Annotated in this window: 25 protein-coding genes and 4 tRNA genes; 23 read left to right on the top strand and 6 right to left on the bottom strand. The window is 40.4% G+C overall.

What is annotated here, in order from left to right:
- Positions 1-100 precede the first annotated feature (100 nt).
- Both clpS and clpA read left to right on the top strand, forming a co-directional pair.
- Entirely contained in the window at positions 101-421 is a 321-nt protein-coding gene (gene clpS / locus HT99x_RS09520) for an ATP-dependent Clp protease adapter ClpS (RefSeq protein WP_083482990.1), read from the top strand.
- Positions 422-450: 29 nt separating this feature from the next.
- Entirely contained in the window at positions 451-2,724 is a 2,274-nt protein-coding gene (clpA, locus tag HT99x_RS09515; RefSeq protein ID WP_075067464.1) for an ATP-dependent Clp protease ATP-binding subunit ClpA, read from the top strand.
- Here the strand turns inward: clpA and infA are convergent.
- The 3 genes from infA to trxB form a co-directional block, all read right to left on the bottom strand.
- Entirely contained in the window at positions 2,721-2,999 is a 279-nt protein-coding gene (infA, locus tag HT99x_RS09510) for a translation initiation factor IF-1 (RefSeq protein WP_075067465.1), read from the bottom strand. The two genes, clpA and infA, sit on opposite strands and share 4 nt — an antisense overlap.
- A 77-nt stretch (positions 3,000-3,076) precedes the next feature.
- Positions 3,077-3,721, bottom strand: a complete 645-nt coding sequence (gene aat, locus HT99x_RS09505) for a leucyl/phenylalanyl-tRNA--protein transferase (protein ID WP_235528493.1) — start codon at positions 3,719-3,721, stop codon at positions 3,077-3,079.
- 56 nt (positions 3,722-3,777) lie between these two features.
- Positions 3,778-4,737 carry a thioredoxin-disulfide reductase gene (gene trxB / locus HT99x_RS09500; protein ID WP_075067467.1) on the bottom strand — a complete coding sequence of 320 codons (960 nt, stop codon included), beginning with the start codon at positions 4,735-4,737 and terminating at the stop codon, positions 3,778-3,780.
- 121 nt (positions 4,738-4,858) lie between these two features.
- Between trxB and HT99x_RS09490 the strand changes: the two genes are divergently transcribed.
- From HT99x_RS09490 to HT99x_RS09460, 7 genes are all read left to right on the top strand, one after another.
- On the top strand, positions 4,859-7,351 hold the full coding sequence (locus tag HT99x_RS09490; RefSeq protein ID WP_083482991.1) for a DNA translocase FtsK: 2,493 nt from the start codon (positions 4,859-4,861) through the stop codon (positions 7,349-7,351).
- Position 7,352: 1 nt separating this feature from the next.
- Positions 7,353-7,994, top strand: a complete 642-nt coding sequence (gene lolA / locus HT99x_RS09485) for an outer membrane lipoprotein periplasmic chaperone LolA (protein WP_075067468.1) — start codon at positions 7,353-7,355, stop codon at positions 7,992-7,994.
- A 57-nt stretch (positions 7,995-8,051) separates the two neighbouring features.
- Positions 8,052-9,323 carry an AAA family ATPase gene (locus HT99x_RS09480; RefSeq protein WP_075067469.1) on the top strand — a complete coding sequence of 424 codons (1,272 nt, stop codon included), beginning with the start codon at positions 8,052-8,054 and terminating at the stop codon, positions 9,321-9,323.
- Positions 9,324-9,326: 3 nt separating this feature from the next.
- Positions 9,327-10,613: a serine--tRNA ligase gene (gene serS, locus HT99x_RS09475; protein ID WP_075067470.1), complete on the top strand. Its 1,287-nt coding sequence runs from the start codon at positions 9,327-9,329 to the stop codon at positions 10,611-10,613.
- Positions 10,614-10,683: 70 nt separating this feature from the next.
- Complete coding sequence (locus HT99x_RS09470) at positions 10,684-11,976, top strand: hypothetical protein (protein WP_075067471.1); 1,293 nt, start codon at positions 10,684-10,686, stop codon at positions 11,974-11,976.
- Positions 11,976-12,482, top strand: coding sequence for a hypothetical protein (locus HT99x_RS09465; RefSeq protein WP_075067472.1), 507 nt, complete (start codon positions 11,976-11,978; stop codon positions 12,480-12,482). Before HT99x_RS09470 ends, HT99x_RS09465 begins: the two co-directional genes overlap by 1 nt.
- Positions 12,483-12,484: 2 nt before the next feature.
- Positions 12,485-12,913 carry a hypothetical protein gene (locus HT99x_RS09460; protein WP_075067473.1) on the top strand — a complete coding sequence of 143 codons (429 nt, stop codon included), beginning with the start codon at positions 12,485-12,487 and terminating at the stop codon, positions 12,911-12,913.
- Positions 12,914-13,080: 167 nt separating this feature from the next.
- Here the strand turns inward: HT99x_RS09460 and HT99x_RS09455 are convergent, their stop codons facing one another.
- Positions 13,081-13,755, bottom strand: a complete 675-nt coding sequence (locus HT99x_RS09455; protein WP_075067474.1) for a Bax inhibitor-1 family protein — start codon at positions 13,753-13,755, stop codon at positions 13,081-13,083.
- A gap of 155 nt (positions 13,756-13,910) precedes the next feature.
- On the opposite strand from HT99x_RS09455, the gene HT99x_RS09450 reads away from it, so the two are divergent.
- The 9 genes from HT99x_RS09450 (at position 13,911) to HT99x_RS09410 (ending at position 18,682) form a co-directional block, all read left to right on the top strand.
- Positions 13,911-13,998 (top strand) — tRNA-Ser (locus tag HT99x_RS09450).
- Between the two features lie 83 nt (positions 13,999-14,081).
- The gene (locus tag HT99x_RS09445; RefSeq protein WP_075067475.1) at positions 14,082-14,402 is read left to right on the top strand and encodes a DMT family transporter; all 321 of its coding nucleotides are present in this window, start codon (positions 14,082-14,084) and stop codon (positions 14,400-14,402) included.
- A gap of 132 nt (positions 14,403-14,534) precedes the next feature.
- Positions 14,535-15,185 (top strand): UvrY/SirA/GacA family response regulator transcription factor, encoded by a 651-nt coding sequence (uvrY, locus tag HT99x_RS09440; protein ID WP_075067476.1) that lies wholly within the window; start codon positions 14,535-14,537, stop codon positions 15,183-15,185.
- A gap of 6 nt (positions 15,186-15,191) precedes the next feature.
- Positions 15,192-17,012 carry an excinuclease ABC subunit UvrC gene (gene uvrC, locus HT99x_RS09435; RefSeq protein WP_075067477.1) on the top strand — a complete coding sequence of 607 codons (1,821 nt, stop codon included), beginning with the start codon at positions 15,192-15,194 and terminating at the stop codon, positions 17,010-17,012.
- Positions 17,013-17,046: 34 nt separating this feature from the next.
- Positions 17,047-17,598 carry a CDP-diacylglycerol--glycerol-3-phosphate 3-phosphatidyltransferase gene (pgsA, locus tag HT99x_RS09430; protein ID WP_075067509.1) on the top strand — a complete coding sequence of 184 codons (552 nt, stop codon included), beginning with the start codon at positions 17,047-17,049 and terminating at the stop codon, positions 17,596-17,598.
- Between the two features lie 71 nt (positions 17,599-17,669).
- Positions 17,670-17,745: transfer RNA gene (locus HT99x_RS09425), tRNA-Gly, on the top strand.
- A gap of 96 nt (positions 17,746-17,841) precedes the next feature.
- Positions 17,842-17,915: transfer RNA gene (locus HT99x_RS09420), tRNA-Cys, on the top strand.
- Between the two features lie 54 nt (positions 17,916-17,969).
- A tRNA-Leu gene (locus HT99x_RS09415) sits at positions 17,970-18,058 on the top strand.
- A gap of 420 nt (positions 18,059-18,478) precedes the next feature.
- Positions 18,479-18,682, top strand: a complete 204-nt coding sequence (locus HT99x_RS09410; protein ID WP_075067478.1) for a hypothetical protein — start codon at positions 18,479-18,481, stop codon at positions 18,680-18,682.
- Positions 18,683-18,768: 86 nt separating this feature from the next.
- Here the strand turns inward: HT99x_RS09410 and HT99x_RS09405 are convergent, their stop codons facing one another.
- On the bottom strand, positions 18,769-19,008 hold the full coding sequence (locus HT99x_RS09405; protein ID WP_075067479.1) for a hypothetical protein: 240 nt from the start codon (positions 19,006-19,008) through the stop codon (positions 18,769-18,771).
- 71 nt (positions 19,009-19,079) lie between these two features.
- On the opposite strand from HT99x_RS09405, the gene HT99x_RS09400 reads away from it, so the two are divergent.
- From HT99x_RS09400 to HT99x_RS09385, 4 genes are all read left to right on the top strand, one after another.
- The gene (locus HT99x_RS09400; protein ID WP_075067480.1) at positions 19,080-19,472 is read left to right on the top strand and encodes a hypothetical protein; all 393 of its coding nucleotides are present in this window, start codon (positions 19,080-19,082) and stop codon (positions 19,470-19,472) included.
- A gap of 18 nt (positions 19,473-19,490) precedes the next feature.
- Entirely contained in the window at positions 19,491-21,125 is a 1,635-nt protein-coding gene (locus tag HT99x_RS09395; RefSeq protein ID WP_139016649.1) for a M61 family metallopeptidase, read from the top strand.
- Positions 21,126-21,295: 170 nt separating this feature from the next.
- On the top strand, positions 21,296-22,237 hold the full coding sequence (locus HT99x_RS09390; RefSeq protein ID WP_075067482.1) for an FRG domain-containing protein: 942 nt from the start codon (positions 21,296-21,298) through the stop codon (positions 22,235-22,237).
- A 110-nt stretch (positions 22,238-22,347) separates the two neighbouring features.
- Positions 22,348-22,632 carry a hypothetical protein gene (locus tag HT99x_RS09385; protein WP_075067483.1) on the top strand — a complete coding sequence of 95 codons (285 nt, stop codon included), beginning with the start codon at positions 22,348-22,350 and terminating at the stop codon, positions 22,630-22,632.
- Positions 22,633-22,724: 92 nt separating this feature from the next.
- Here HT99x_RS09385 and HT99x_RS09380 read toward each other — a convergent pair whose 3' ends face one another.
- On the bottom strand, positions 22,725-23,186 hold the full coding sequence (locus HT99x_RS09380) for a GNAT family N-acetyltransferase (protein WP_075067484.1): 462 nt from the start codon (positions 23,184-23,186) through the stop codon (positions 22,725-22,727).
- Positions 23,187-23,418: 232 nt separating this feature from the next.
- Between HT99x_RS09380 and HT99x_RS09375 the strand changes: the two genes are divergently transcribed.
- Positions 23,419-25,203, top strand: coding sequence for a VWA domain-containing protein (locus tag HT99x_RS09375; protein WP_075067485.1), 1,785 nt, complete (start codon positions 23,419-23,421; stop codon positions 25,201-25,203).
- The last annotated feature ends 32 nt before the right edge of the window (positions 25,204-25,235 follow it).

Here is a 25,235-nt window from a genome sequence, read left to right as displayed (position 1 = left end):
AGTTGGTTATATATAAATAAAAACATTTGTGCCACAATAAAAATGAAACATTTTTTTCATGATGAAGGCGAGGTAGCCAATAGTTGGCTAATATCAGAGTATGGGCACAGCATTTGAACGCAGGGCGGTTACGCCTGCTATCAAGACTGATAAAAAAAGTAAGCGAGAATGGCCCTCTCAGTATCAGGTGTTCTTGTTGAACGACGACTATACGCCAATGGATTTTGTGGTGGTCGTGTTACAACAGTTCTTTGGGATGGGTTATCCACAAGCTGTTAAGGTGATGCTTGAAGTTCATCGCCATAATAAGGGAGTCTGCGGTATCTATACAAGAGATATTGCTGAGACAAAAGTAGCACAAGTAAACGAATTTGCAAGGATCAATGAACATCCATTGCTTTGCAAAATGGAAAAAATCTAACCCAACAAAGACGCTAGGAGGTTGGTGCCATGTTGAGCAAAGAACTAGAGACCACGCTCAACCTTGCATTTAAGGAAGCTAGGGATAAGCGTCATGAATTCATGACGGTTGAGCACTTGCTACTTGCATTGCTTGATAATTCTGCTGCTTCTAATGTGCTACGTTCGTGCGGTGCAGACGTTGAAAGGTTGCGCCAAGATTTACAAACGTTTGTTGATGAAACCACGCCATTGATCCCATCGACAGAGTCGCATCGGGAAACACAGCCCACATTGGGTTTTCAGCGAGTTCTGCAACGAGCTGTGTTTCATGTGCAATCTGCTGGACGAGAAGAAGTCACGGGGGCGAATGTGCTTGCTGCGATATTTAGCGAGCAAGAAAGCCAAGCGGTTTATTTCTTAAAGCAAGAAAATATTACCCGCTTAGATGTGGTGAATTTCATTTCGCATGGCATTTCTAAGGTTGAAGAACCTCGAGAAATGGATGAACCTGAAATGGATCAGCCGCTTGAACAAGAAAGCGGACATGAAACCGTTGCAAAGAGTCCTTTAGAGAGCTATGCCATCAATCTTAATGTACAGGCAAAACAAGGGAAAATCGATCCTTTGATTGGGCGTTCGACCGAGTTGGAACGCACAGTGCAAATCCTTTGCCGTCGTCGTAAAAATAATCCGTTATATGTGGGTGAAGCTGGGGTTGGTAAAACAGCGATTGCAGAAGGTTTAGCAAAAGCCATTGTTGAAGGTAAAGTACCCAAAGCATTACATCATTGCACAGTGTATTCATTAGATTTAGGTTCCCTATTGGCAGGGACTAAATATCGCGGTGATTTTGAAAAGCGTTTTAAATCCTTACTTCTACATTTGAAACGTGATTCAGGTGCTGTACTATTTATTGATGAAATTCATACCATCATTGGTGCAGGTGCTGCATCCGGTGGGGTGATGGATGCATCGAACCTCATTAAACCGATGCTTGCTACCGGTGAGCTGCGCTGCATTGGCTCAACAACTTATCAAGAATATCGTGGTATCTTTGAAAAAGATCGTGCCTTAGCAAGACGCTTCCAAAAGATAGATATCAAAGAACCTTCTATTGAAGAAACGATTCGGATCTTAAAAGGTATTAAAACGCATTTTGAGCAACATCATCAAATTCGTTATACCGGTGCTGCATTGCGTGCTGCAGCAGAACTCGCAGGTCGCTATATTCAAGATCGTTTCTTGCCGGATAAAGCCATTGACGTTGTCGATGAAGCGGGTGCTTATCAGCGCCTAATGCCAGAGAGACGTCGTAAGAAAGTGATTGGTGTAAAAGAAGTTGAACAAATTGTTGCTCGTATGGCGAGGATCCCTTCTAAAACGGTTTCTACGAGCGATAGAGCGTTATTAGGGAACTTAGCAGAAGAATTACGTGGCAAAGTGTTTGGTCAAGATAAAGCCATTCAGGTGCTTGCTGCTGCTGTCAAAATGGGTCGCTCAGGTTTGAGTGACCCAGAAAAACCTGTCGGTTGCTTTTTATTTGCAGGACCAACCGGGGTTGGTAAAACGGAAGTGTCAAAGCAACTAGCTAACAGCTTAGGGGTTGAGCTCATTCGGTTTGATATGTCCGAATATATGGAAAGCCATACGGTTTCACGCTTGATTGGTGCGCCTCCAGGTTATGTTGGTTACGATCATGGTGGTTTGTTAACGGAAGCTGTTAATAAAAATCCGCACTCGGTTGTTTTGCTTGATGAAATTGAAAAAGCGCATCCCGATGTTTTCAACTTGTTGTTACAAGTGATGGATCATGGCTCTTTAACCGATACCAATGGGCGTAAGGCAGATTTTCGTCATGTCACCTTAATCATGACGACCAATGCCGGTGCGACCATGATGGAGCGCAATTCAATCGGGTTTAAAGAACAGTCACATCAAACGGATGGCATGGCTGCGATTCAAAAAACCTTTACACCGGAATTCCGCAATCGCTTGGATGCTATCATTCAGTTCGAAGCTTTAAGTGAAGAAACGATTACCAGGGTAGTTGATAAGTTCTTACATGATTTAGAAAAACGTTTAGCAGAGAAAGAAGTGACCTTCTTTGCAGATGCGGCAGCTCGCCAATGGTTATCGGAAAAAGGTTACGACAAGAAAATGGGCGCAAGGCCGATGGCAAGGTTAATTCAAGAGCATTTGAAGAAGCCCCTTGCAGATGAGCTCTTATTTGGCAAACTTTCCATGGGAGGTCATGTTGAAGTGACAGCCGATGCGCAAGGGATCCAATTGACAGTTACTGAAATGAGTAAAGAGGTAGATTAATCTTCCTCTTTACTCACGATTACAGGTTCTTTGCTACCTTTTTCGTCGGGTTTACCATCCCGATTACGGAAAATAATGCGACCTTTGGTTAAGTCATAAGGGGTAAGCTGCACGGTTACGCGATCCCCAGTTAAGATCCGGATATAATTTTTACGCATTCTACCGGAAATATGCGCAGTCACGACGTGTTTATTATCTAATTCTACTCTGAACATTGTGTTCGGTAATGTTTCAGTTACCGTTCCTTCCATTTCGATATGGTCTTCTTTTGCCATGGAGCTCCCCTAATTAAAATAAGCTTGGGCCCAGATCCTACCAAATTACGGCGTCTCACGGAACTCCTTGCCTTGAACTATGAAAATGACCATTTTAAAATTTTGCTGTCAAACTTATTATTCTCAGCAAGAATCTCCATAAATTGCTGTCTGGGGATTTGCTTTGCGCCCAGGCTAAACAGATGTGAGGAGGCTACTTGGCAATCAATCAGCAAAAAGTCCCACATTTTCAGCTGTTTAGTGAGAGCGACCAGTGCGACTTTAGAAGCGTTGGTCTTTAAGCTAAACATCGATTCACCAAAAAAGAGCCGTCCCATGCTGATACCATATAGTCCACCAACTAAAATATTGTTTTCATAAACCTCGATTGAATGGGCATAGCCCATCTCATGCAAAGCAAGGTATGCAGATTGCATTGGTGGATTAAGCCAGGTACCGGTTAATTTTGCTTCTCGAACACGTGGGGCAGCGCAATGCTGTAAAACACCAGCAAAATTTTCATCGGTTTTAATGGTAAAAGGGTTTTTGTTGAGAAATTTTTGTAAGCTGTGAGAAATATGTAAATCTTTTAAAAAGAGTACCGTGCGAGGATCGGGGCTCCACCATAAAATAGGCTCTTCGTCATACCAAGGGAAGATCCCTAAACGATAGGCATTTAATAATCTTGAAGTGCTAAGATCTCCCCCCAACGCTAAAAGGCCATTAGGCTCTTTTAAAGCCAATGACGGCGAAGGAAAATCAATCGAGTCATTGGCTAACCAGAAGGGGGGAAATATGTTTATGGCGTGAGTCCATCCAGATATTTTTCAGCATCTAATGCTGCCATACATCCTGTACCTGCAGAGGTTACCGCTTGACGATAAACGTGATCTGCAACATCGCCTGCAGCAAATACCCCAGGCACACTTGTTGCAGTGGCATTGCCTTTTAAGCCGGTATTAACCGAAATATAACCGTCTTTCATGGCAACTTGATGCTCAAATATTTGAGTATTAGGGGTGTGGCCAATTGCAATAAAGACACCATCAACAGGTAAAGTTTCAACGTTGTGGTTTTGGGTATGTTTGATACGTACACCTGTCACACCGTGATTGTCGCCCACAATTTCATCAACCGTATGATCCCAGACTAAAGTCACGTTCCCATGCTGCGCTTTTTCAAAGAGTTTTTGTTGCATGATTTTTTCTGCGCGTAAGCTATCACGACGATGAATAAGGGTGACATGAGAGGCAATATTGGCAAGGTAAAGCGCTTCTTCTACGGCGGTATTACCGCCACCAACCACGGCTACTTTTTTACCTCGATAGAAAAAGCCATCACAGGTTGCACACGCAGAGACGCCTTTGCCCATGAAAGCTTGTTCTGATGGGAGTCCGATATAACGCGCTGAGGCACCTGTAGCAATGATAAGCGCATCACAACTATATTCATCACCTGAATCGCCAATTAACTTAAAAGGCTTTGTTTTGACATCGGCAGAAATAATATGATCAAAGATAATTTGGGTATCAAAGCGAGCAGCATGTTGTTCCATCCGCTCCATTAAAGCCGGGCCTTGTAAGCCTTCAACATCACCAGGCCAATTATCAACGTCGGTGGTGGTGGTGAGTTGCCCCCCTTTTTGTAAACCCGTGATCATGACCGGCTTAAGATTTGCGCGCGCTGCATAGATAGCTGCGGTATAACCTGCAGGACCCGAGCCAAGGATAATAAGAGGAAAATGTTGCTTAGTCGCCATAACTTACCTTTAAATATTCTTTTACATAGATTAGGTACGAGTATACATTACGCAGAGACTCCCAAGAAGTCATGCTACACTAATAGGCAAATTTTGACTAAAAGCTTAAAGATGAAACAGAATGAAGCAAGCCACCACACGCAATGATACCGCCAATTTGTCGTTTTTATCGCTGCAAGTTAACCGACGCATGCGAGAAGGCGCGTTTATTTTGCTTTGTTCATTTGGGATTTATTTACTGATTGCTTTGATTACCTATCATGATGGTGATTCTGCTTGGTCACATTCTGGTATGTCTAATGACATTCGAAACTCAGCTGGAAAAACCGGTGCTTGGTTCTCTGATGTCCTTTTCTCATTGTTTGGATACATGGCTTACCTATTTCCAGCGGCTTTAGGCATTTCAGGCCTATTTATTTATCGCGATCTTCCGCAAAAAACCGAATCAAACCCGCTCATTTGGTCGGTGCGTTTATTAGGATTATTAGTCGCTTTGGCAGCCAGTTGTGGCTTAATAGCGCTACATATTTCTATGTTGCCTAGCTTGCCAATGAGTACAGGGGGATTGTTGGGGGCAGCAGTCAAAGCCGTAACAGTTACTTACATGAATCCTGTGGGATCGACGGTTATTTTGTTGGCTTTGTTACTCAGCGGTGTAACGCTGTTTACAGGAATGTCATGGTTACTCTTTTTGGAGTTAATAGGTCACCACACCCTGGTGATGCTAGGAAAGCTAACAAAATACTTACCAGGTATTGTGAAAAAAGGCTCTGAACAAATGAGCCAGATTAAGTTACCTGCTTTACCCGATTTTTCAGCCATTAATTTGGGAGGTCGCTCTAGCAAGCAGTCTCCTGCAGATTTTGAAGATGTGGCTTTTGAGCCCGAAGAATCATCAATGAAATCCAGTTCAAAAGATTCATTAGATTCGTTCATCGATGAAGATGATGTCTTTTCGGAACCCTTACCATCATTGCGTCCAAAAGCTAAAAAACAAACGCAAGCAGCAGTCCCCGCATCTGCTCCTCTTGCACTTAAAAAACCACGCGTTGTCGTGAAACCCAAGGCCGTCGTGGAAGAAGAAGAAGTATTACCCTCGATTACAGCGCGCCCAAAACGTCGTCCTAAACAGGATGAAGAACATGCTTTGCCTGATTTATCCTTGCTAGAAATGCCAGAAAAGTCTGCTAGACAAGGTTTTAGTTCACAACAAAGGCAAGATCTCTCCCGATTAGTTGAAACCCGGCTCATGGAGTTTGGGGTTGATGCCAAAGTGGTTGGTGTTTTGCCAGGCCCTGTGATCACCCGTTTTGAATTAGATTTAGCGGCAGGGATCAAAGTGAATAAAATCACGGGACTTGCCAAAGATTTAGCTCGAAGCTTATCGGTGGTCAGCGTGCGTGTGGTTGAAGTGATTCCAGGTAAATCAGTCGTTGGTTTAGAAATACCTAACCCTAATCGAGAGCTGGTACGGTTAAAAGAAGTATTAGAAGATAGCTGTTATCAAGATGCAGAATCTCCAATCACCTTAGCATTAGGTAAAGATATTGCAGGCAGACCCGTTGCCGTTGATCTGGCGAAAATGCCCCATTTGTTGGTCGCTGGTACCACAGGTTCCGGTAAATCAGTGGGGGTGAATGCCATGTTACTTAGTATTTTATACAAAGCTTCACCCGAAGATGTCCGCCTCATCATGATCGATCCCAAAATGCTTGAATTGGCGGTCTATGACAATATCCCTCATCTGTTGACTCCCGTTGTAACCGATATGAAAGATGCAGCAAATGCATTGCGTTGGTGTGTCGCGGAAATGGAAAGACGATATCAGCTAATGGCTGCGATCGGCGTGCGTAACCTAACAGGTTATAACCAAAAAGTGGTTGCGGCAGCAAAAGAAGGACAACCCCTGTTAGATCCTTTTTGGCAGCCCATGCCAGGGGATAAACCAGAACCGTTAGAAAAATTGCCTTATATCGTTGTGGTCGTCGATGAATTTGCTGACATGATGATGGTCGTGGGTAAAAAAGTGGAAGAACTCATTGCCAGAATTGCCCAAAAAGCCCGTGCTGCGGGTATACACCTGATTTTAGCGACACAACGGCCTTCAGTTGATGTGATTACAGGGCTTATTAAAGCCAATATACCGACCCGTATCGCTTTCCAAGTGTCTTCTCGTATTGATTCCAGGACTATTATCGATCAATCCGGTGCAGAGCAGTTATTAGGACATGGGGATATGCTCTATTTACCTCCGGGAGTGGGTATACCTCATCGTATTCACGGGGCGTTTGTTAGCGATGATGAAGTTCATAAGGTGACCAAAGAATTAAGAAAATTAGGGCAGCCAGCTTATATTGAAAGCGTGATACAATCTTCACCCAGTTCAACGACATCAGCGTCGGATGGTGAATTAGATGAGTTATATGACCAAGCATTGGCAATCGTCACTGAATCGCGTAAAGCATCCATCTCGTTAGTCCAACGCCGATTAAAAATTGGTTATAACCGTGCAGCACGCCTCATAGAACAGATGGAAAGTGAAGGAGTGGTTAGCTCAGTCCTTTCTAACGGAACCCGAGAAGTGCTCGCACCCGCACCGATTGAAAGAGGTTAATATGCGAAGCGTTTTAAAAAGTGTGCTACTGACATTCGGCCTTTGTTGTGTCGTGACACAAGCCATTGCAGAAGATTCTGCTGCTGAACAATTAATGGCTTCCTTAAAAAAGATTTCAACCTTTAAAGCGAATTTTTCTCAAAAAATTCAAGGTTCACAAGGTGAGTCATTATCGAATACTCAAGGCGAAGTCGTGATTTCACGCCCTGGTAAATTTTATTGGAAAAGCAAAAAACCCGATCCCATTCTAGTTGTTGCGGATGGCAAATTCGTTTGGACTTATGATCTTGATTTAGAGCAAGTGACCAAACAAGATTTAGGTCAAGCCCTACAAAATTCTCCAGCCACCTTATTAGCAGGAGATGCTTCTAAATTGGGGGATACATTTACGATTTCATTTGCTAAAAAGTGTGATAACAACCAAACCTGTTATCAATTAAAACCAAAGCAAAAAGACAGTACTTTTTCAACGATTAATATCCGTTTTACTCAAGAAAAGCTTAATGAAATTCGTATGCGTGATCCCTTAGGGCAAAATGTGAAAACCATTTTCACTAATGTAGAAGTAAATCAATCAGTTAATCAAAAATTATTTGCTTTTACGCCTCCTAAAGGTGTCGATGTGATTCAAGCAGGCAGCTAACGATGAACGTCCCTTTTTGGCCAAGTTTGAACGTTCGCTATTGAGTGAGAACGCATTATGGTTTTACCGCTTGCTGCTAGATTAAGGCCCACCACGTTTGCTCAATTTGCTGGCCAAGCACATTTAGTTGGCCCTAATCGACCATTGCGTTTAGCAATCGAAAGGGGCAACTTGCATTCAATGCTATTTTGGGGGCCACCCGGCGTTGGTAAAACGACATTGGCTCAGATTATTGCGAATTCAAGTAAAGCCCATTTTTGTGCTTTATCGGCTGTGATGGCTGGTGTTAAAGAAATAAGAGAAGCCGTCGCGGCTGCGGCAACGCGTTTGCAGGAAGAACAGCGTGAAACGGTTTTATTTATTGACGAAATTCATCGCTTTAATAAAAATCAACAAGACGCTTTATTACCCTTTGTTGAAGACGGAACCGTTCACTTAATTGGTGCAACCACTGAAAACCCTTCTTTTCAGGTAAATCATGCTTTGCTTTCTCGTTGTCGAGTTTATGTTTTAAAACCCTTAACCAATGCTGATCTGCTACAAGTTTTACAGCAAGGGTTAGTACAAGAGAAAATGGAATTCACCCAAGCAATGCAAGAAAGGTTAGTGAGTAGCGCTGATGGCGATGCCAGAAGATTATTAAATATTCTAGAAATTATCATTGAACGCTATCATGGATTAGCTGATCCAACAACATTTTCAATGGAAATAATTGAAGATGTTCTGCAACAAGATTATCGTCATTTTGATAAACAAGGCGATGTCTTCTACGAACAGATCTCTGCTTTACACAAAGCAGTTCGCGGAAGTTCGCCAGATGGCGCGCTTTATTGGCTTTGTCGTATGCTAGATGGTGGCTGTGATCCGGCTTATATCGCAAGACGCATCGTCAGAATGGCGAGCGAAGACATTGGTAATGCGGATCCCAGAGGTTTAGGTTTAGCCATGGATGCATGGCAAGCATTAGAGCGATTAGGTTCGCCTGAGGGAGAATTGGCGCTTGCTCAAGCCGTTGTTTATCTTGCTTGCGCCCCTAAAAGTACGGCTGTCTATAACGGTTATAATCAAGCCATGGCACAAATCAAGCATTCTCCATCTTATGGGGTACCGGATCATTTACGAAATGCGCCGACCAAATTCATGAAAAAGATGGGATATGGAAAATCTTATCGCTATGATCCGAATGAACCTGGTGGATTTGCACAAGGCCAGACGTACTTCCCAGATGAGATGGGAGAGCAACAATATTATTACCCCGTTCAGCAGGGGCTTGAAATAAAAATAGCTGAAAAATTAGCATTTCTTCGTCCCAAAGAACGTGAGAGTTAGAACATGATTGATCCAAATTTACTCCGAACAAAATTAGAAGACGTAGTGGCAAATTTAGCAAAGCGTGGCACAACCTTGGATGTTGCTAAGTTCACCTCACTTGAAGAATCTCGCAAATCATTGCAGATGAAAACACAGCAATTGCAAAGTCAGCGTAATGCTCTTTCTAAAGCAATTGGTCAAGCAAAAGCCAAAAAAGAAGATACAACGGCTTTAATGCAAGAAGTCGAAGGCGTTACGACAGAACTTGCAACAACTGAACAAGCTTTTGATGCGATTCATAAAGAACAAACTGAATTTTTGTCTTATCTACCCAATTTAATCCATGACAGTGTTCCAGTTGGGAAAGATGAGGATGCGAATGTCGAAGTGCGTAAATGGGGAGAGCCCAAAACGTTTGATTTTGTTCCCAAAGATCATGTGGATTTAACGGCTTCACAACATGCTATTGATTTTGATGCTGCTAGTAAAATATCAGGATCACGTTTTGCCGTATTGCGCGGCGAGGTTGCTAAATTACACAGAGCATTAGCGCAATTTATGCTATCGGTGCACACCACCGAACATGGTTATCAAGAAGTCTATGTGCCTTATTTAGTTGAGCGTGAAGCTTTATATGGTGTTGGACAATTACCTAAATTTGAGCAAGATTTGTTTCATATTAAGGGAGAGCGAGGGTTGTGCTTGATCCCAACCTCAGAAGCTTCATTAGCCAACTTGGTGCGAGACAGCATATTAACGGCCACTGAATTACCACTCAAATTTGTAAGCCACTCGCCTTGTTTTAGGAGTGAAGCAGGCTCATATGGTAAAGATACGCGCGGTATGATTCGTCAACATCAGTTTGATAAAGTAGAACTCGTACAAATCGTCACGCCAGAATCTTCTTATGAGGCGCTTGAGTCTTTGACAGGGCATGCTGAATCCATATTACAACGCTTAGAGCTTCCTTATCGTGTTATGGCGCTTTGCAGTGGAGATATTGGTGCTGCAGCGGCTAAAACTTACGATTTAGAAGTCTGGTTACCAAGCCAACAAAAATATCGTGAGATTTCTTCTTGCTCTAATACAGAAGCTTATCAAGCACGTCGGATGCAAGCGCGTTTTAGGCCAACAGCGAGTGCAAAGCCCGAGTTAGTTCATACATTAAATGGTTCAGGACTCGCAGTAGGTCGTACTTTAGTTGCTATTTTAGAAAACTATCAAGATGAGCAAGGTAACGTTCATGTACCAAAAGCATTGTATCCGTTTATGGGAGAGACACGAGTTATACAATTAGCGGTTGCGTGAATATTCGCCGTATCATAGTATAAGTTCATCGCAGTTAGTGGGTACAAGGAATTGGTCCCGAAGGTTGGCAATGAAAAAGAGTTTAACAGCCCTCCTTGCAAGCATGGTAGCAACGAATGCCTTTGCAATGGTTGGGGATATTCAAATCAATGGATTTTTGTCTGCAGCCGTTGCCTGGTCAACTGTTGATTATCTCAACACAGGTGTTGAGCCGATTTACGTTTCTTACATAGGTAAGAGACCGAGCTGGGAAAAAGATACTAACATTGGTATACAATTAACCAAATATTTACGTGAAGATGTTAGCATCACGACCCAATTCTTTGCTGAAGGGTCACGCGATTTTGATGTGGTCGCACCTTGGGCATTTATTAAGTGGGAACCCAACGATCGTTGGCAATTTCGTGCAGGCCGAATGCGCACCCAAACTTATATGCTGTCTGATTATGTGAATGTTGGATACGCTTACCCTTGGATCCGTCCACCACAAGAAGTTTATTCACAAATCCCTGCCTCTTTTAGTAACGTCACCGGGGTTGATGCACGTTACCGAATGGAATTATGGGGACAAGATTTAACCCTCACTGGTTTTTATGGCGCAACTAACGCTGAATTAACGTTCCCCATTCCTCCGGGAAATACCATTCTTGATTTAATTAGAGTTCGTTTACGCGATCTGTACGTTATTAATCTTCGTTACGGAGATGAAACTTTTAGCATTCGTGCAGGGTATGAAGGCACTCGAGTGACGTTAACCCCTAATGCAGGGACTGTGATGGAGGGCCTGAATGTTGCGATGGATACGTTGGTGGGTTTTGGCATATTAGGGCCCGATTATATTAATTATTTTTCTGCTTACGGTATTGATGCAAGCTTCAAAGGAATTGGTTATCAATTCGATTGGAATAATTTCGTCAGCATGGGTGAATTGGTTAAACGACATGCTGGTACGCCGATTATTGCCGACGTTATTGGTTGGTATTTAATGGGTGGTTACCGTTTTAACGAATTATTACCTCATATTACTTTTGCGCGAGAAAGACTCGCAGATAATTACACGCGACGATTTAACAGCACGGCAAATATGATAGCAACCTTACCTCCCGCTTTTGGTGGCCTGGGGCTAAGTAGTAACTTCAATCAAATTGCTCAAGCATTGATTGGCACTAGCGTATTTTTTGATGGGGGCGCTGGTGAACAAACATCCGTTACTATCGGTTTACGTTGGGACGTTTATGAAGGGATTGCGATAAAAGGTGAATACTGTCACGTCCATCCTGATCGTTATAGTCCGGGTCTGTTTGATGCGCTTCCGCATAAATCAGTCAACATTTATTCCTTAGCAGTAGATGCGGTGATGTAATGAAAACGGTCTTATTGCCAATTAAAATCAGTGCTACAACCTTAATATCGCTTTGGATAGGATTTGTCTCTCCTGCGGTTCAAGCTGAGATTGTCGTAATAAGTAATCATCAATTACCGGTGACAAGTTTGTCACGCGATGAGGTCTATCGCATTTATTTAGGTAAAACTAAATTTTTGCCGAATGGCACCAAAGTGATCCCTATCGATCAGAAAATGGGAGCTGTTTCTCGATGCCAGTTTTATAAATCAATTATTCACAAAACGGAAACAGAAATAAAATCTTATTGGTCACGAGTTATTTTTACTGGGCAGGGTAATCCACCTTTGCAACAAGACGATGATTTAGCAGTGAAAGAAATGGTAGCCAAAGATACACATTGTCTTGGTTACATTGACAAATCTTTAGTCGACCAATCGGTTAAGGTGGTTTATAGCCAACCCTCTTTTGGGAAAACGATTGGAAACGTTACATTGGCACTTAATGCCATGATGCAAAAGGGATAGTCATGGTAAGAAAAACAACAACAAACTTACTGACGTTATTGTGCTTAGCGCTTGCTCCGCTTGTTTCAGCAGCAGAAATTGCAGTCATTACGAATCCACAATTACCTGTGACTTCAATGTCTCGTGAAGAAATTTATCGAATTTATTTAGGTAAAACCAAATTTTTACCCAGTGGCGTAAAAATAACGCCAGTCGACCAAAGACCGGGTGCTTCAGCTAGAGCCCAATTTTATGCGAATGTGATCCGTAAAAGTGAAACGGAAATGAAATCCTATTGGTCACGCGTCATCTTTACAGGGCAGGGCCAGCCTCCTGTCCAGGAATCGGATGATCAAGCTGTTAAAGAATATGTAGCTAAGAATCCCAATGCTTTGGGTTACATCGATAGATCAGCTGTAGATGATTCAGTGAAAATCGTTTATAGCCAGTAGTGCTTTTTTTCTTCTTCTGAGATTGCCGCGGCAATTGTCCGCGGTGTCATACTCCTTGATTCTTCTATTTGACTGTCCTTTGGCTTATGGCTCTTTGAGAAATGGCTGTCCTAAAATGATGGGGGCAAAAAAAAGCCTCCGGAAGGAGGCTTTTTTGAGAAGCTTGATTATTCTCGATTGCCGCTGAAAGCGGAGAGAATATTCAGTAATGAGATAAACAAATTATATAAGGCAACGAAGATAGAGACGGTTGCCATAATGTAGTTTGTTTCACCACCATGGATGATGGAGCTAGTTTCAAATAAAATAATTGCAGAGCTGAATAACATAAAGCCAGCAGACAGTGCTAATTGTAAAACTGGCATTGGGAAAAAGATCTGCACAAGAACGCCAAGCAAAAGCACAATAGCACCCGACATTAAAAATCCAGACATATAGCTGAAATCTTTACGGGTTGTTAATGCGTAGCCTGAGAGTCCAAAGAAGATCACTCCTGTACCACCTAATGCGGTAAAAATTAGTTGGTGACCGTTCACAAAATTATGCACGTAATAGTTCAGCATGGGTCCTAGTGTATAACCAAGTAAACCAGTTAACGCAAAGACGCCAACGATGCCTAATACGCTATTTTTTGTTGCATTAATGAAAAAAAGCAGCCCAAAGTATAGTAGCAAGGAGAATAAGCCTAATGACGGTGCATTTGTCGCCATTGCTACACCTGCCATTGCTGCACTGAACAACAATGATGAACCCAATAAGATATAAGTGTTTCTTATCACTGAGTTCGTTTGTAAGATCGATGCGCTGCTCGTTCGTGTAACTGCAGGGATTTGAGTAGCCATTAAAACAACTCCTTTCAGCAGGTTATATAGCTATTGTAGATTATACCATAGTATAGGTGATGGTAGTAAAGAGTATGCTCTTACACCTTATGTTTGGGCAGTATGTTAAAAATTCAAGGTTGATTTGCTGTACCTACCTGGGTAGACTGGCGCACGGAAGCTTGGCAGAGTGGTCGATTGCACTGGTCTTGAAAACCAGCAAACCGAAAGGTTTCCAGGGTTCGAATCCCTGAGCTTCCGCCAATAAACAAGAACTTAGGTTCTTCGTTCCTTTAATCTTCTTATTAAAGCCTTATTATGCTCATTAACTCACAAGGAACAGGGCTATGGCTTGGATCTTATTACTCTTTGCTGGTCTGCTTGAAATCGTTTGGGCTTTCACCATGAAGCAGTCAGAGGGCTTCACACAAATAGTGCCTAGCATTATTACGTTAGTGACAATGATTGGTAGTTTTGCCCTTCTTTCTATCTCAATGCGAACCCTACCGCTTGGAACAGCTTATACCGTTTGGACAGGGATTGGGGCCGTGGGCGCCTTTATTGTTGGGATTGCTTTTTTAGGCGAACAGCTTAGCGCCGTTCGCATTTTAGCTGCCGTGCTTATTGTGTCCGGACTCATCCTAATGAAAATTTCTAGCACCCATTGATTGAGTTTGATTTAGTATACGTACTTTTTCGTCAAATAGATGCAATGTAAGCCAAAGCGGGTGCTGGTAAAGTCCATGTGCCTAGGTTATTCTGCGTTAAAAGCTGACACTAGCCCTTGGGGATAGCAAACATTGATCACTGTACTTATCGTTGATGACCATGAATTAGTCCGAGCAGGGATTCGTAGCCTGTTGTCTAGCGTTTCTGGGCTTAAAGTGATTGGTGAAGCCTCAACCGGTGAAGAGGCCATCAAGCTAGCCCGTGAGAAACATCCCAATGTCGTTCTGATGGACGTCAGAATGCCGGGTATTGGTGGGTTGGAAGCAACGCGTAAATTACTCAGAACCGATCCGGATTTAAAAGTCATTGCGTTGACGGTCTGTGGTGAAGAACCTTTCCCATCTAAATTATTACAAGCGGGCGCTGCAGGTTATTTAACTAAAGGCTCTGGTCTAGATGAAATGGTACAAGCCATTCATTCTGTGCACCATGGCAAGCGTTATATTAGCCCAGAAGTGGCTCAGCAATTGGCGTTAAAACATTTATCAGATGAAAAAGCGTCTCCTTTTGAAACACTGTCTGAACGTGAATTACAAGTTATGTTAATGATAACTAGCGGTCAGAAAGTTCAGGAAATTTCCGATAAACTTTGTTTAAGCCCAAAGACAGTCAACAGTTATCGTTATCGTCTCTTTGAGAAACTGGGTGTGAATAGTGATGTTGAGCTAACCCATTTAGCGATTCGTCATGGTATTTTAGATACTGAAACCTCAACTGCTTAACTTTTTATGTTCAATCCGCAGGATTTTGTAAATGCGTTAAGTTCGCATCCTGGCGTTTATTGTATGCGCGATCGCGCCAATAAACCGCTCTATGTTGGCAAAGCAAAAAATCTTAAAAATCGTGTCGGTAGTTACTTCAAAGAGCACGACGATCCTCGAATTAATCAGCTCGTTAGTCAAATTGCCAATATTGATATAACCATTACCTCGAGTGAAAAAGAAGCACTTCTTCTTGAAAACTCTCTGATTAAAGCACTTAAACCGCGTTATAACGTTATTTTCCGCGATGATAAATCTTATCCCTATCTATTTCTTTCTGAGCATCCTTTCCCACGGCTTGTTTATTTTCGGGGAAAGCAAAAATTAGCAGGGCAGTATTATGGGCCCTACCCAAGCAGTATTGCGGTTAAAGAAACGCTGACGGTATTGCAGAAGCTTTTCAAGATCCGTCAATGTGATGATCTCTTTTTTAGCAATCGCTCAAGGCCGTGTTTGCAGTATCAGATTGGTCGTTGTAGCGCGCCCTGCGTCAAGTATGTTACTCAAGAGGATTATCACCTTCAGGTGAATAATGTTGAGCTCTTTCTAAAAGGTAAAGAAACATCGATTATTAACGATCTTGTCAAAAAGATGGAATTAGCTTCGCAGACACAGGAATTTGAAGAAGCGGCTGCTTTACGCGATCAGATCATGCGATTACGTGTCATTCATGAGCAACAGGTGATTTACCGTCAGCAAGGTAATGCCGATGTCATTGCCGTTGGAGAACATAAGGGGCATTTTTGCATTCAGCTCCTCTATATTCGCCAAGGTCGCATTTTAGACACCCAAACGTATTTTCCTAAACAAGTCGGTGAAGGAACGCGTGTAGGCGTTTTACGTGGCTTTTTGACACAACTCTATTTAAACCAAGAGGATAAGCTAGATTATCCCCATGAGATTTTATTAAATGAAAATATTGAAGATGAATCTGTCATTGCTGAAGCCATGTCTTCAGTGGCTAAACATCGCATTAAGATTTATGTCCCGCAAAAAGGTGAGAAGGTTAAGTGGTTAACCTTGGCATCTGAAAATGCAGCCCAAGCACTGAATCGAAAAATTAGCCAATCAACTGTCATGACGCAGCGTTGGTTTGAATTAAAGAAAGTACTAGGGCTGAATCAAAATCTCACGCGTATTGAATGCTTTGATATTAGTCATACCCAAGGAGAAGCGACGATTGCTTCTTGTGTGGTTTTTGATGTGAATGGTCCCACCAAAGCGGAATATCGTCGCTATAACATGGATGTCCCAGCGAATGATGACTATGCGGCGATGGAACAAGCTTTAACCAAACGATACTTAAAACGTAAAGCAGAAGAGCTTCCCTTGCCTGATTTAATTTTAATTGATGGTGGGAAGGGGCAGCTGCATCGGGCGAAGAAGGCGTTATTAGAGTGCCAGATTTTGGATGTCCTCATGATAGGGATAGCCAAAGGAGAGGGGCGAAAGCCTGGCCTTGAAACGCTTTATCTCACACGCAGTCAAAGTGATGAAGAATTTATTATCAACTTACCACCGACATCCAGTGCGTTGCATCTTTTGCAACAGATCCGCGATGAAGCCCATCGCTTTGCCATCACAGGGCATCGACAGAAGCGAGCCAAAGCGCGTAAACATTCTCCATTAGAGGAAATTCCAGGGATTGGCTTAAAGCGTCGTCAAGCTTTAATCAATTATTTTGGTGGCTACCAGGCATTAGTTGGTGCAAGTCAGGAAGCAATTGCGAAAGTGCCTGGTATTAGTGCGCAATTAGCTGCTAAGATTTACATAGCTTTACACCCCTGAGAACATGCTAGCTAGGTAAATTATGCAAGGCATTATGAGTATTCCAAATTTACTCACAGCAGCAAGGATTGCGTTAATTCCTTGTTTTGTGGTCGCCTTTTATTTGCCAACAAAACATGCTGGCATGATCACCGCAGCTATCTTCTGCTTAGCAGGGGCTACCGATTGGCTAGATGGTTATCTTGCCCGAAAGTTAAATCAAACTTCTCGATTTGGTGCTTTTTTAGATCCTGTTGCTGATAAGTTAATTGTGGCGGTAGCCTTAGTGTTGCTGGTAGGGGAATATGGTTCAGTTTGGATGACCATTCCTGCGGTGGTGATCGTCAGTCGTGAAATTACTATTTCAGCATTACGTGAGTGGATGGCAGAAATTGGTCAACGTACCACTGTGTCAGTTAGTTATGTTGGAAAGTTGAAAACATTTATTCAAATTATTGCGATCATTATTTTATTATCTCAGCCAGCAGACTGGAATCTGAAATCTGTTATAGTTGGCACAATTTTCATGTATTTGGCAGCAATTTTAACACTTTGGTCGATGATTGCTTATTTGAAAGCGGCATGGGCTGCGTTAACGGAAAAGTAACTTGCTGTTTTTGTTGAGCTTTAGGCTTGACACAGAGGGTGAAATCTTTAACAATGCACAGCGCGTTTGATGCGGGAATAGCTCAGTTGGTAGAGCACAACCTTGCCAAGGTTGGGGTCGCGAGTTCGAGTCTCGTTTCCCGCTCCAGAATTTTTAATTGCTCTTATTTTTAAAATTGATTTAATTTTCTTTTAAGCGGTTCTAGTACTATTCTAGAATCTTAAGAAAAGTGTTTGGGGCACCGGCTGGGTGGCAGAGTGGCTATGCAGCGGCCTGCAAAGCCGTGTACGCCGGTTCGATTCCGGCCTCAGCCTCCAAAGAATCAATTCTCTTTCTGATACTCGCGTTAGATAAACGCCGAGTTCTTGAATGCCCGGGTGGCGAAATAGGTAGACGCAAGGGACTTAAAATCCCTCGGAGGTTAAACTCCGTGCCGGTTCGATTCCGGCCCCGGGCACCATTAGTTATTGTTAAATCGCCTTCGGCGATTGTTACAATAACTTATGTCCGCCGAAGCTAACCATTCCATAAAGAACTCTGTACCTAAAGCAACCTCAATTTATTTAAGTATAAATTTACCTAAATGTATTCGCGTAGGCGGACTTCTGGCACGCCACGTAAATTCAAAATAAATAAATGTATAAATTCCCCATATTGCAATAATTCCCTGCGTAAGGCGCATTCCGGCGTAGCTCGAAGAGCGAAGACGGAAGTGAATGGGTCGCAATGTGGGGAAATGAGCATTCCCACCACCCAAGCCCCGTAGGGGGCGCAGGAAAAATTCTAAAATATTCTCAAGAAATTGTTTGCAGGAAATAGTCTTCTGTTGTATTTAAGAGGCTTATAAACTCGTTGGACTTTTGATACAGGATGTAAAAATATGAATTTGATTGTCACAACATATCCCATCCTCGTTTTTATATTATTAGGGCTAAAACGAAAACCGTGGTTTTATGGTTTTACTAATCAAAATCCAAAGCTTAAATCATCTAAAATGCGTATGACGTTGATAGGATTATTTAGCATTCATACTCTTGTTGCTCTTTGGTATTCAACCCAGTTTTATTGGCAAGCACTGACTTAATCGTAAATGTTTCAAAAGATATGTTTTTAAGCTAGGTGATCATGTAGCAAGAAGGCTGCTACATGATCATTAGAAAACAACATTATTTATTTTGACGCTGAATTTTCTATAACAATGTTTGCTGGATAAACCATCTGCCCAAGTTGATCTGGCTGAGTTGCATTAAAAATTTGTTCACCAAGGGCATGACCAAACTGATTTAAAGTTTGTGTTGCATTAATTATTGTAGCGGTACCTACATAAGTTGAAACACCCGCACCAATAGCTATAAAGATAGCATTGCCAGCTGAGACCATAGAAAGTAAATCTTGATCGAGAATGTCCATATTTTCCTCAGGATTTTTCAGATTAATAAATAGAGTTAAGAATTATGCCATATCTTTGAGTGATGATTCTAATGGCAACTGTGAAATTAAGTAAAAATAATGAATATATGTCAATGGTGTTTATTATTGAGAAAACATTGTGCTTTGATGATGAATGGTGTAAATCTATTTTCGCTATATGTTTATATGGAGATATCATGATGCAAAGTAAGATTTCTGAGTGTTCTATCATTTCAACAGATTTGCTTTCATTAATCTGTGGTGGCTACAATGAAACCACACAAGATCCACAATTCACACCCCCTTCTGGGCCAGTTATCATTAGCGGCAATGGAAACGTAGCTGGCGGTGCAGTTATTGGATCATTCCCTATCACAAACAATACAACAGCGGGTACTTACGTAACTGCTGATACGATCAATGGAGTGACTGGGATGGGAGCTTCGATTACTCATCGGTTTTAATTTAGACTGGAGAAAATCTTGAAAATTAACTGGATGTTAAGATCTTTAATCATAGGGATTATTCTCCACTCTCCAATTGGCTATACAAAAACAAGCCAAATCCATGATCTTATTTATAAAATAAACTATTTAGGTGGGGCGCAATCAAATTGTCTTGATATATCAGCTGGTATAAGAGGCAATCAAAATGAAACCATTAAAATTAAGTTTCCCGAATATGTAAATAATTTTTCACTCAAAGCAAATGAAGGCAATATTTCTTATACATTGCTTGAAAATAGAACTATTTTAGTCTCATTAAAACCCAATGTGGACATGGAAGCAAATTATCAAATATGCGTAGATAATCCCATCAGAGATAATGAACGTCCTATTATAGAAGAGGAATTTTTTCATTTTGCAGCAGAAAAATTATTAGCTGTCCCTGATGTTGATTTAGAAACAGTTTATAAAATTAAGATTCAGCTGAATAATTTTCCAAAGAATTTTTCAATCGCAACCAATCACAATATAAATAAAAGAGAATATGAAATAGAAACCTCTGTCGAACAGCTAAGCCGATCGATTATAGCAGGTGGAAATATAGATATTAGAACCATATTCATAAAAGAAAAACCTGTCCATATTCTTATGAATGGAAAATGGGCTATGTTTGATGTAAATGAACTGATAGATTATTTGCATAAAATTATTAGTCTTCAAAGAGATGTTTTAGAAGATCACCATTTCCCTCATTTTGTTTTAATTTTCTATGACAATAAATTACCTGAGGGAGAATCTGGTGTTGTAGGCTCTTTATATGAAAATGTATTGAGCATGGTTATCACAGATGGTAAACCAAAGAATAAACCTATTTTATTTGGGTTAATTTCACATGAGTTATTCCATGCGTGGTTAGGTAATAAAATTAGAATTTCCAGACCTCAAGGTGATAAACAATGGTTCTTTGAAGGTGTGAATGATTTTTATGGATGGCAACTTGCACTTGAGACCGGAATGATTTCAAAGCAGGATTATCTTGAATATTATAATAAATTGTTAAAAGAATATATGACATCTCCCTTCAGGGAATCTAACAATCAAGAGATTGCTGCAGCATTTAAATTGAGAAATCCAGCAGGAAGATTGGTTATGTTTAGAGGGCATATTTTATTTATGGAAATGCTTAATAAGCTAGATCATCGAGGTCAATTTAGAAAACCAATAGATACTGCACTGCAGGAAATTCTTGAGAATGCTTCAGATGTGAATTTAGATGCCATATTTAGAAAACATGTTGGTAAGGATATTTGGGATGAAACGGCTGCCATGATCCAGTCGGGTAAGATAATCTCACTTTCTCCTACTTTATTTTCAAATGAGGTAAAGTTAAAAAATCAAACCATCGAAATTCCTGATGTTGGTTTTAATTTGAAATCCCTTGTCAAAGAAAAAAGAATTCGCTCACTTGTGAAGAATAGCCCAGCATCAAAAGCTGGACTAAAAGAAAATGTAAAGATCATCGATTATGGTTTAGATTTAGCTAATCCTCAAAGCAATGTATATATAACACTTGAAGACAAGGGAAATGCAAAAACAGTAAGCTTTAAGCCAGAAACCGCCAAAAGAATAATTCCGCAATATGAGAATAAAAGCAGTCAACAGAATACTTGATCCTTTTTTCTTCTAGCAGGGTTAAAAATAAAACCTTTTATGTAACTACACTATTATTTGTGCAAGCCAATGAGTTTGACAAAAACAAGTTGTTTACTTATGCAAAACAGTATGGGCACGTATTTACTAAGAAGTTTTTTAGTGCTCTAGAGCTTTACACGAGATAGAAAATGAATTCAGTGCAGGAAATTAACGTAGATAAAGCAGAAGAATTTTGGGATATATTATCTCCTACTAAACCAATGTTTCCAGAACCTTATAATTTAATATACAGAGGACAAAGAGATGCCGGCTGGCCGCTTGAACCCTCTGTATTTAGAGAGCATAACAATCCTATAATTGAATTTAATTCGAAGATCCCTACTGCTTATCAGCAAATATCTTCAGAGCTTGATAGTTTTAGAAAATTCTTGGAATACTGCGACAAAATAGGCATTCCCTTGCCGGGTGATTCACATCAATTCAGAGAAATCCATTTTAACTCTAGTAGAATGTTAAATAATTATCTACATAATGCTTACCTGTGGCCTCATCCTGATCTCTATGAGTTAATGGCGATAGCTCAACATTATGGATTACCTACGAAACTTCTTGATTGGAGCAAATATTCATATGTTGCAATTTATTTTGCTGCTTCAGATGCTATAGATAACATTAACAAAATTACCAGCCCTGGCAATTTTGATGAATTGAAAAAGAAAAGATTAGCTGTTTGGATTTTAAATATTGAGAATAAAATTCATTTTCCTGCATTGGAAATAGTTAGAGTTCCAAGTGGTTATAACAAAAATATTGCGAATCAAGAAGGATGTTTTACTCTCCTTAGGCAATCGGCAGAAGTTAATAAACCTTTTAATGGAAGTAGATTTCATGATGAATTTCCGAGAATGTTACCTGACAATTACATAAAGAAAGTAACAGTTCCTGTCATGGAGGCTGTAAAATTGTTGGAATTATGTGAATCGCATTTTATATCAGCTTCAACTTTATTTCGTGATTTTCAAGGAGCAGCCAGAGCAGTTAAAGATGATTTGAATAAAAGCAAATTTCTTCAATTAATGAAACCTGATGCTAATATGGTGAATAAAATTCTCATGCCACAAGAAGCTTAAAGTGCCTAAGTATATTAGCGAAGGACAGGCTGTTTTGATGATGACGTAGCTCTTTCTTATTTATGGCCACTTCAGCTTACGAACACAGCACATTATTAATAGAGGTAAAAATGAAAATACTGAGTGCAAATGAAATCAAGGAAATCGCTGGCGGTATAAACAATCCTGGTTACAATCATTTAGATATTGCTGTCAAAGAAGGTGCCTTAACCTCTTTATTGGTAGTACCACCCACTTTATTGATTGCCTATGGGATAGGTGTTACGAGCCCTTACTTAGCATTAGGAGCTGGTATCGGATTTTTAGCTTGTATATATTGTGAAACTGCTCTGGCTTATTTCGATGTTCCAGCCACTTATATTTTTTATCCGAATGATATTGCGGATTCAATATAAAACTTATCCAAGATTCTATTCGAGAGACGGGTTTGGCGTCTCTCGATTAAGTTAATCATTTACAACAATCTTATGTCTTATTTATACACCAGTTATTCTATCCATCTATAGAGTATAGCGGGGCAATGTTCTTCATTGCCCGAGCCATCATCAAAATCGATTGCTAAAAATCCGTGTTTTTCATAAAAACGTTTTGCACCAATATTTTTCTCAAACGTATAGAGGTAAATTGGAGAACCTAAAATGGATTTTGCTTTTTTTATCATTAATGTGCCGACACCTTGACCAACTGAATCAGGATGAATATAGAGTTGCTTAATCCATTTTTTTTCATCTTCACTAGTTAAAGACATCATTCCAATGATGATGACATTTTTTTCGGCAACAATGACCTGTTCATTGGGAAGCAGTGTATTACGAACCCATTCATGAATGTTGTCATCTGAGTGTGCTAAAGGAGCAAAGGCAACCAATTCTTTTCGGGATCTCAAATATACCTTAGCAATATCATGGATATCATCGGTGGTTGCATATCTTAAAAGCGCTTTTGTCATGGGTGCCTGCATGGTTTCTATTATCAAAATCGATTGCTAAAAATCCGTGTCTTTCATAAAAACGTTTTGCACCACTATTATAACCTTTCCATAGCTGTGTAGTTACACTTCTATAGATGGAAATCCAATTTATATGTAACTACACATTATCTTTATTTATTTTTAAAATTGATTGCTTTTTAACATGGATAAGTTAAATTCTCTTACCATAAATAATGTAAGGAAAAACACGATGGCAGTTAAGGGTGTTGCTTCAACTCATATTGATGATCAAAAAGCTTTGAAAATATTATTTGATGCGTTTTTGCCTGAATTAGGAAAAACGATGGGTGATTTTGAGGTTCAAGTCAATGAGCAAATGATTGAGATTATGAGTTCAGATCTTATGCTCTTATTAGCAATCCATCAAACCTTAAGTACCCCAGATGTTGCTCGTCGAAGTTTAAAATATGTTATCAATGAAATAGTAGAATTTTCTTCCCCCAAACCGATTGTTGGCATCAATCCAAAAATAGATTTTTCGCGCATGACAGGTTTGGATATTTTGAATCGAATTTTTTCAGATGATTTATTCAGAGTTCTGAGCAAAACAGGTTTAACCCAAGAAGAATTGTCAAGTCATGACAATAAATGCACGAAAGTAATACGGATCCCTATCGATGATGGTTCAGGTTTTGAGACTATTGCAAAAGGTCAACTTGAAATTTTAACAGCAGCAATGGTTGGCGGTGGTATTCACGGCATGAAAAAGGCTTTTCTAGAAGGGCCTAAACTCGGGCTTAATAAAGCTCATCAATCTAGCCTGAAATTAGAGCCAGAATTTGAAGATATTTTCAAAATTGAAGCTAATCCAAAGATAGGTCAACATGAGATTGTAATCCGCTATGGAGCATTGATCGACCTCATTTTTCCTCCTGTACCTGAATTAAGGATGGAGGAACTGCCTCAAGAGAAACAACTATCTAAAAAATGGAAAATGTCATTTGATAGGCGAACTTTGTTATCTTATTTAATTGATATTTTTGAAGAAGGCTTTATTCTGCAAATAAAGAATAATCGAGCTACTCCGATTTGTTTACCTAAAGATAGTCTCGTTAAACCAAATAATTTATTATCACTCATTCTTGATCGTAGTACGAGCATGGAAGAAGATTTTCCCGAACTTATTGAACGCGTAAAAGCTTTTCTTCAAGAATATATTTCAAGTTGTTCAAAAGGCGATATTCTTCGTGTGGTTGATTTTGGCAGCAAAAGTCAAGTTAAAGAATTTTTATTAACCGATAATGCTCAAGAAGATTTAGATAACATTTTTACACATCTAAAAACATTACAGGTTGGTGGATGTACCCGCTTATATGAAACCGTTCGTACTGAATTACATGAGTTAACGTCTGATCAATATCAAGGATATACTGAATCTGTCATTGTCTTCACGGATGGGTTTAACGATGAGAATCTATTTGATAGATATGCGGATTTAGAACGCGCTCAAAAGGAAGATGAAGCTTTCCTGCAGGAATACAAAGAAAATATGCAGAAACTTCACTCTGAAGGCGCGAATAAAGTACCCAGTGTGTTTTCGATGGGGTTTGGAACTTATAACAGAACGATGCTTGAACAATGGGCCGTGCAGTCAGGTGTTCATCATACCCATCTAGAAAAAATTGAAGACTTTGATGATGTTAAAGCGCACTTAGAAAAATTACGTCGACCACGTATTCTTGCTAAATTTATTCAAAAAGAGGTGCAGCGTTTATTTTCTGTATATGAAGGAACCTTAGCTATTCCAGACGAATTTACATTAGAAGCGGATGTGCCTTTTACGTTTAATGGCCGCACTTTTCAATTTGCAACAACAAGTTTGCAACCCGTCGTAGAATCTACCTCAGAGATATTGGACAAATCGAAAACCTATTTACCCGCACTTGGTGCTGTTGGGCAAAAAGGAAGTGAGCCTAATCAAGCTGATAGAATGTCCGTTTTGTTTGAAAAATTTAGAAATAGTTTGGTGATCTAATTTTAGTGAAAAGGGGCAGGTATACCTGCCCC

Source organism: Candidatus Berkiella aquae (assembly GCF_001431295.2).
Classification (GTDB): domain Bacteria; phylum Pseudomonadota; class Gammaproteobacteria; order Berkiellales; family Berkiellaceae; genus Berkiella; species Berkiella aquae.
Note: the sequence above shows the minus strand (reverse complement) of the source record. Positions and strands in the feature narration are given on the sequence as shown.

Coding starts and splice junctions, on each gene's coding strand:
- HT99x_RS09470 (WP_075067471.1), top strand. CDS start 10,684: ATGAAAAAGAGTTTAACAGCCCTCCTTGCAAGCATGGTAGCAACGAAT.
- HT99x_RS09390 (WP_075067482.1), top strand. CDS start 21,296: ATGAATTCAGTGCAGGAAATTAACGTAGATAAAGCAGAAGAATTTTGG.
- HT99x_RS09410 (WP_075067478.1), top strand. CDS start 18,479: ATGAATTTGATTGTCACAACATATCCCATCCTCGTTTTTATATTATTA.
- HT99x_RS09380 (WP_075067484.1), bottom strand. CDS start 23,186: ATGACAAAAGCGCTTTTAAGATATGCAACCACCGATGATATCCATGAT.
- serS (WP_075067470.1), top strand. CDS start 9,327: ATGATTGATCCAAATTTACTCCGAACAAAATTAGAAGACGTAGTGGCA.
- lolA (WP_075067468.1), top strand. CDS start 7,353: ATGCGAAGCGTTTTAAAAAGTGTGCTACTGACATTCGGCCTTTGTTGT.
- clpA (WP_075067464.1), top strand. CDS start 451: ATGTTGAGCAAAGAACTAGAGACCACGCTCAACCTTGCATTTAAGGAA.
- HT99x_RS09405 (WP_075067479.1), bottom strand. CDS start 19,008: ATGGACATTCTCGATCAAGATTTACTTTCTATGGTCTCAGCTGGCAAT.
- clpS (WP_083482990.1), top strand. CDS start 101: ATGGGCACAGCATTTGAACGCAGGGCGGTTACGCCTGCTATCAAGACT.
- trxB (WP_075067467.1), bottom strand. CDS start 4,737: ATGGCGACTAAGCAACATTTTCCTCTTATTATCCTTGGCTCGGGTCCT.
- HT99x_RS09460 (WP_075067473.1), top strand. CDS start 12,485: ATGGTAAGAAAAACAACAACAAACTTACTGACGTTATTGTGCTTAGCG.
- HT99x_RS09465 (WP_075067472.1), top strand. CDS start 11,976: ATGAAAACGGTCTTATTGCCAATTAAAATCAGTGCTACAACCTTAATA.
- infA (WP_075067465.1), bottom strand. CDS start 2,999: ATGGCAAAAGAAGACCATATCGAAATGGAAGGAACGGTAACTGAAACA.
- HT99x_RS09455 (WP_075067474.1), bottom strand. CDS start 13,755: ATGGCTACTCAAATCCCTGCAGTTACACGAACGAGCAGCGCATCGATC.
- HT99x_RS09490 (WP_083482991.1), top strand. CDS start 4,859: ATGAAGCAAGCCACCACACGCAATGATACCGCCAATTTGTCGTTTTTA.
- HT99x_RS09375 (WP_075067485.1), top strand. CDS start 23,419: ATGGCAGTTAAGGGTGTTGCTTCAACTCATATTGATGATCAAAAAGCT.
- HT99x_RS09400 (WP_075067480.1), top strand. CDS start 19,080: ATGGCAACTGTGAAATTAAGTAAAAATAATGAATATATGTCAATGGTG.
- pgsA (WP_075067509.1), top strand. CDS start 17,047: ATGAGTATTCCAAATTTACTCACAGCAGCAAGGATTGCGTTAATTCCT.
- HT99x_RS09480 (WP_075067469.1), top strand. CDS start 8,052: ATGGTTTTACCGCTTGCTGCTAGATTAAGGCCCACCACGTTTGCTCAA.
- HT99x_RS09385 (WP_075067483.1), top strand. CDS start 22,348: ATGAAAATACTGAGTGCAAATGAAATCAAGGAAATCGCTGGCGGTATA.
- uvrC (WP_075067477.1), top strand. CDS start 15,192: ATGTTCAATCCGCAGGATTTTGTAAATGCGTTAAGTTCGCATCCTGGC.
- HT99x_RS09445 (WP_075067475.1), top strand. CDS start 14,082: ATGGCTTGGATCTTATTACTCTTTGCTGGTCTGCTTGAAATCGTTTGG.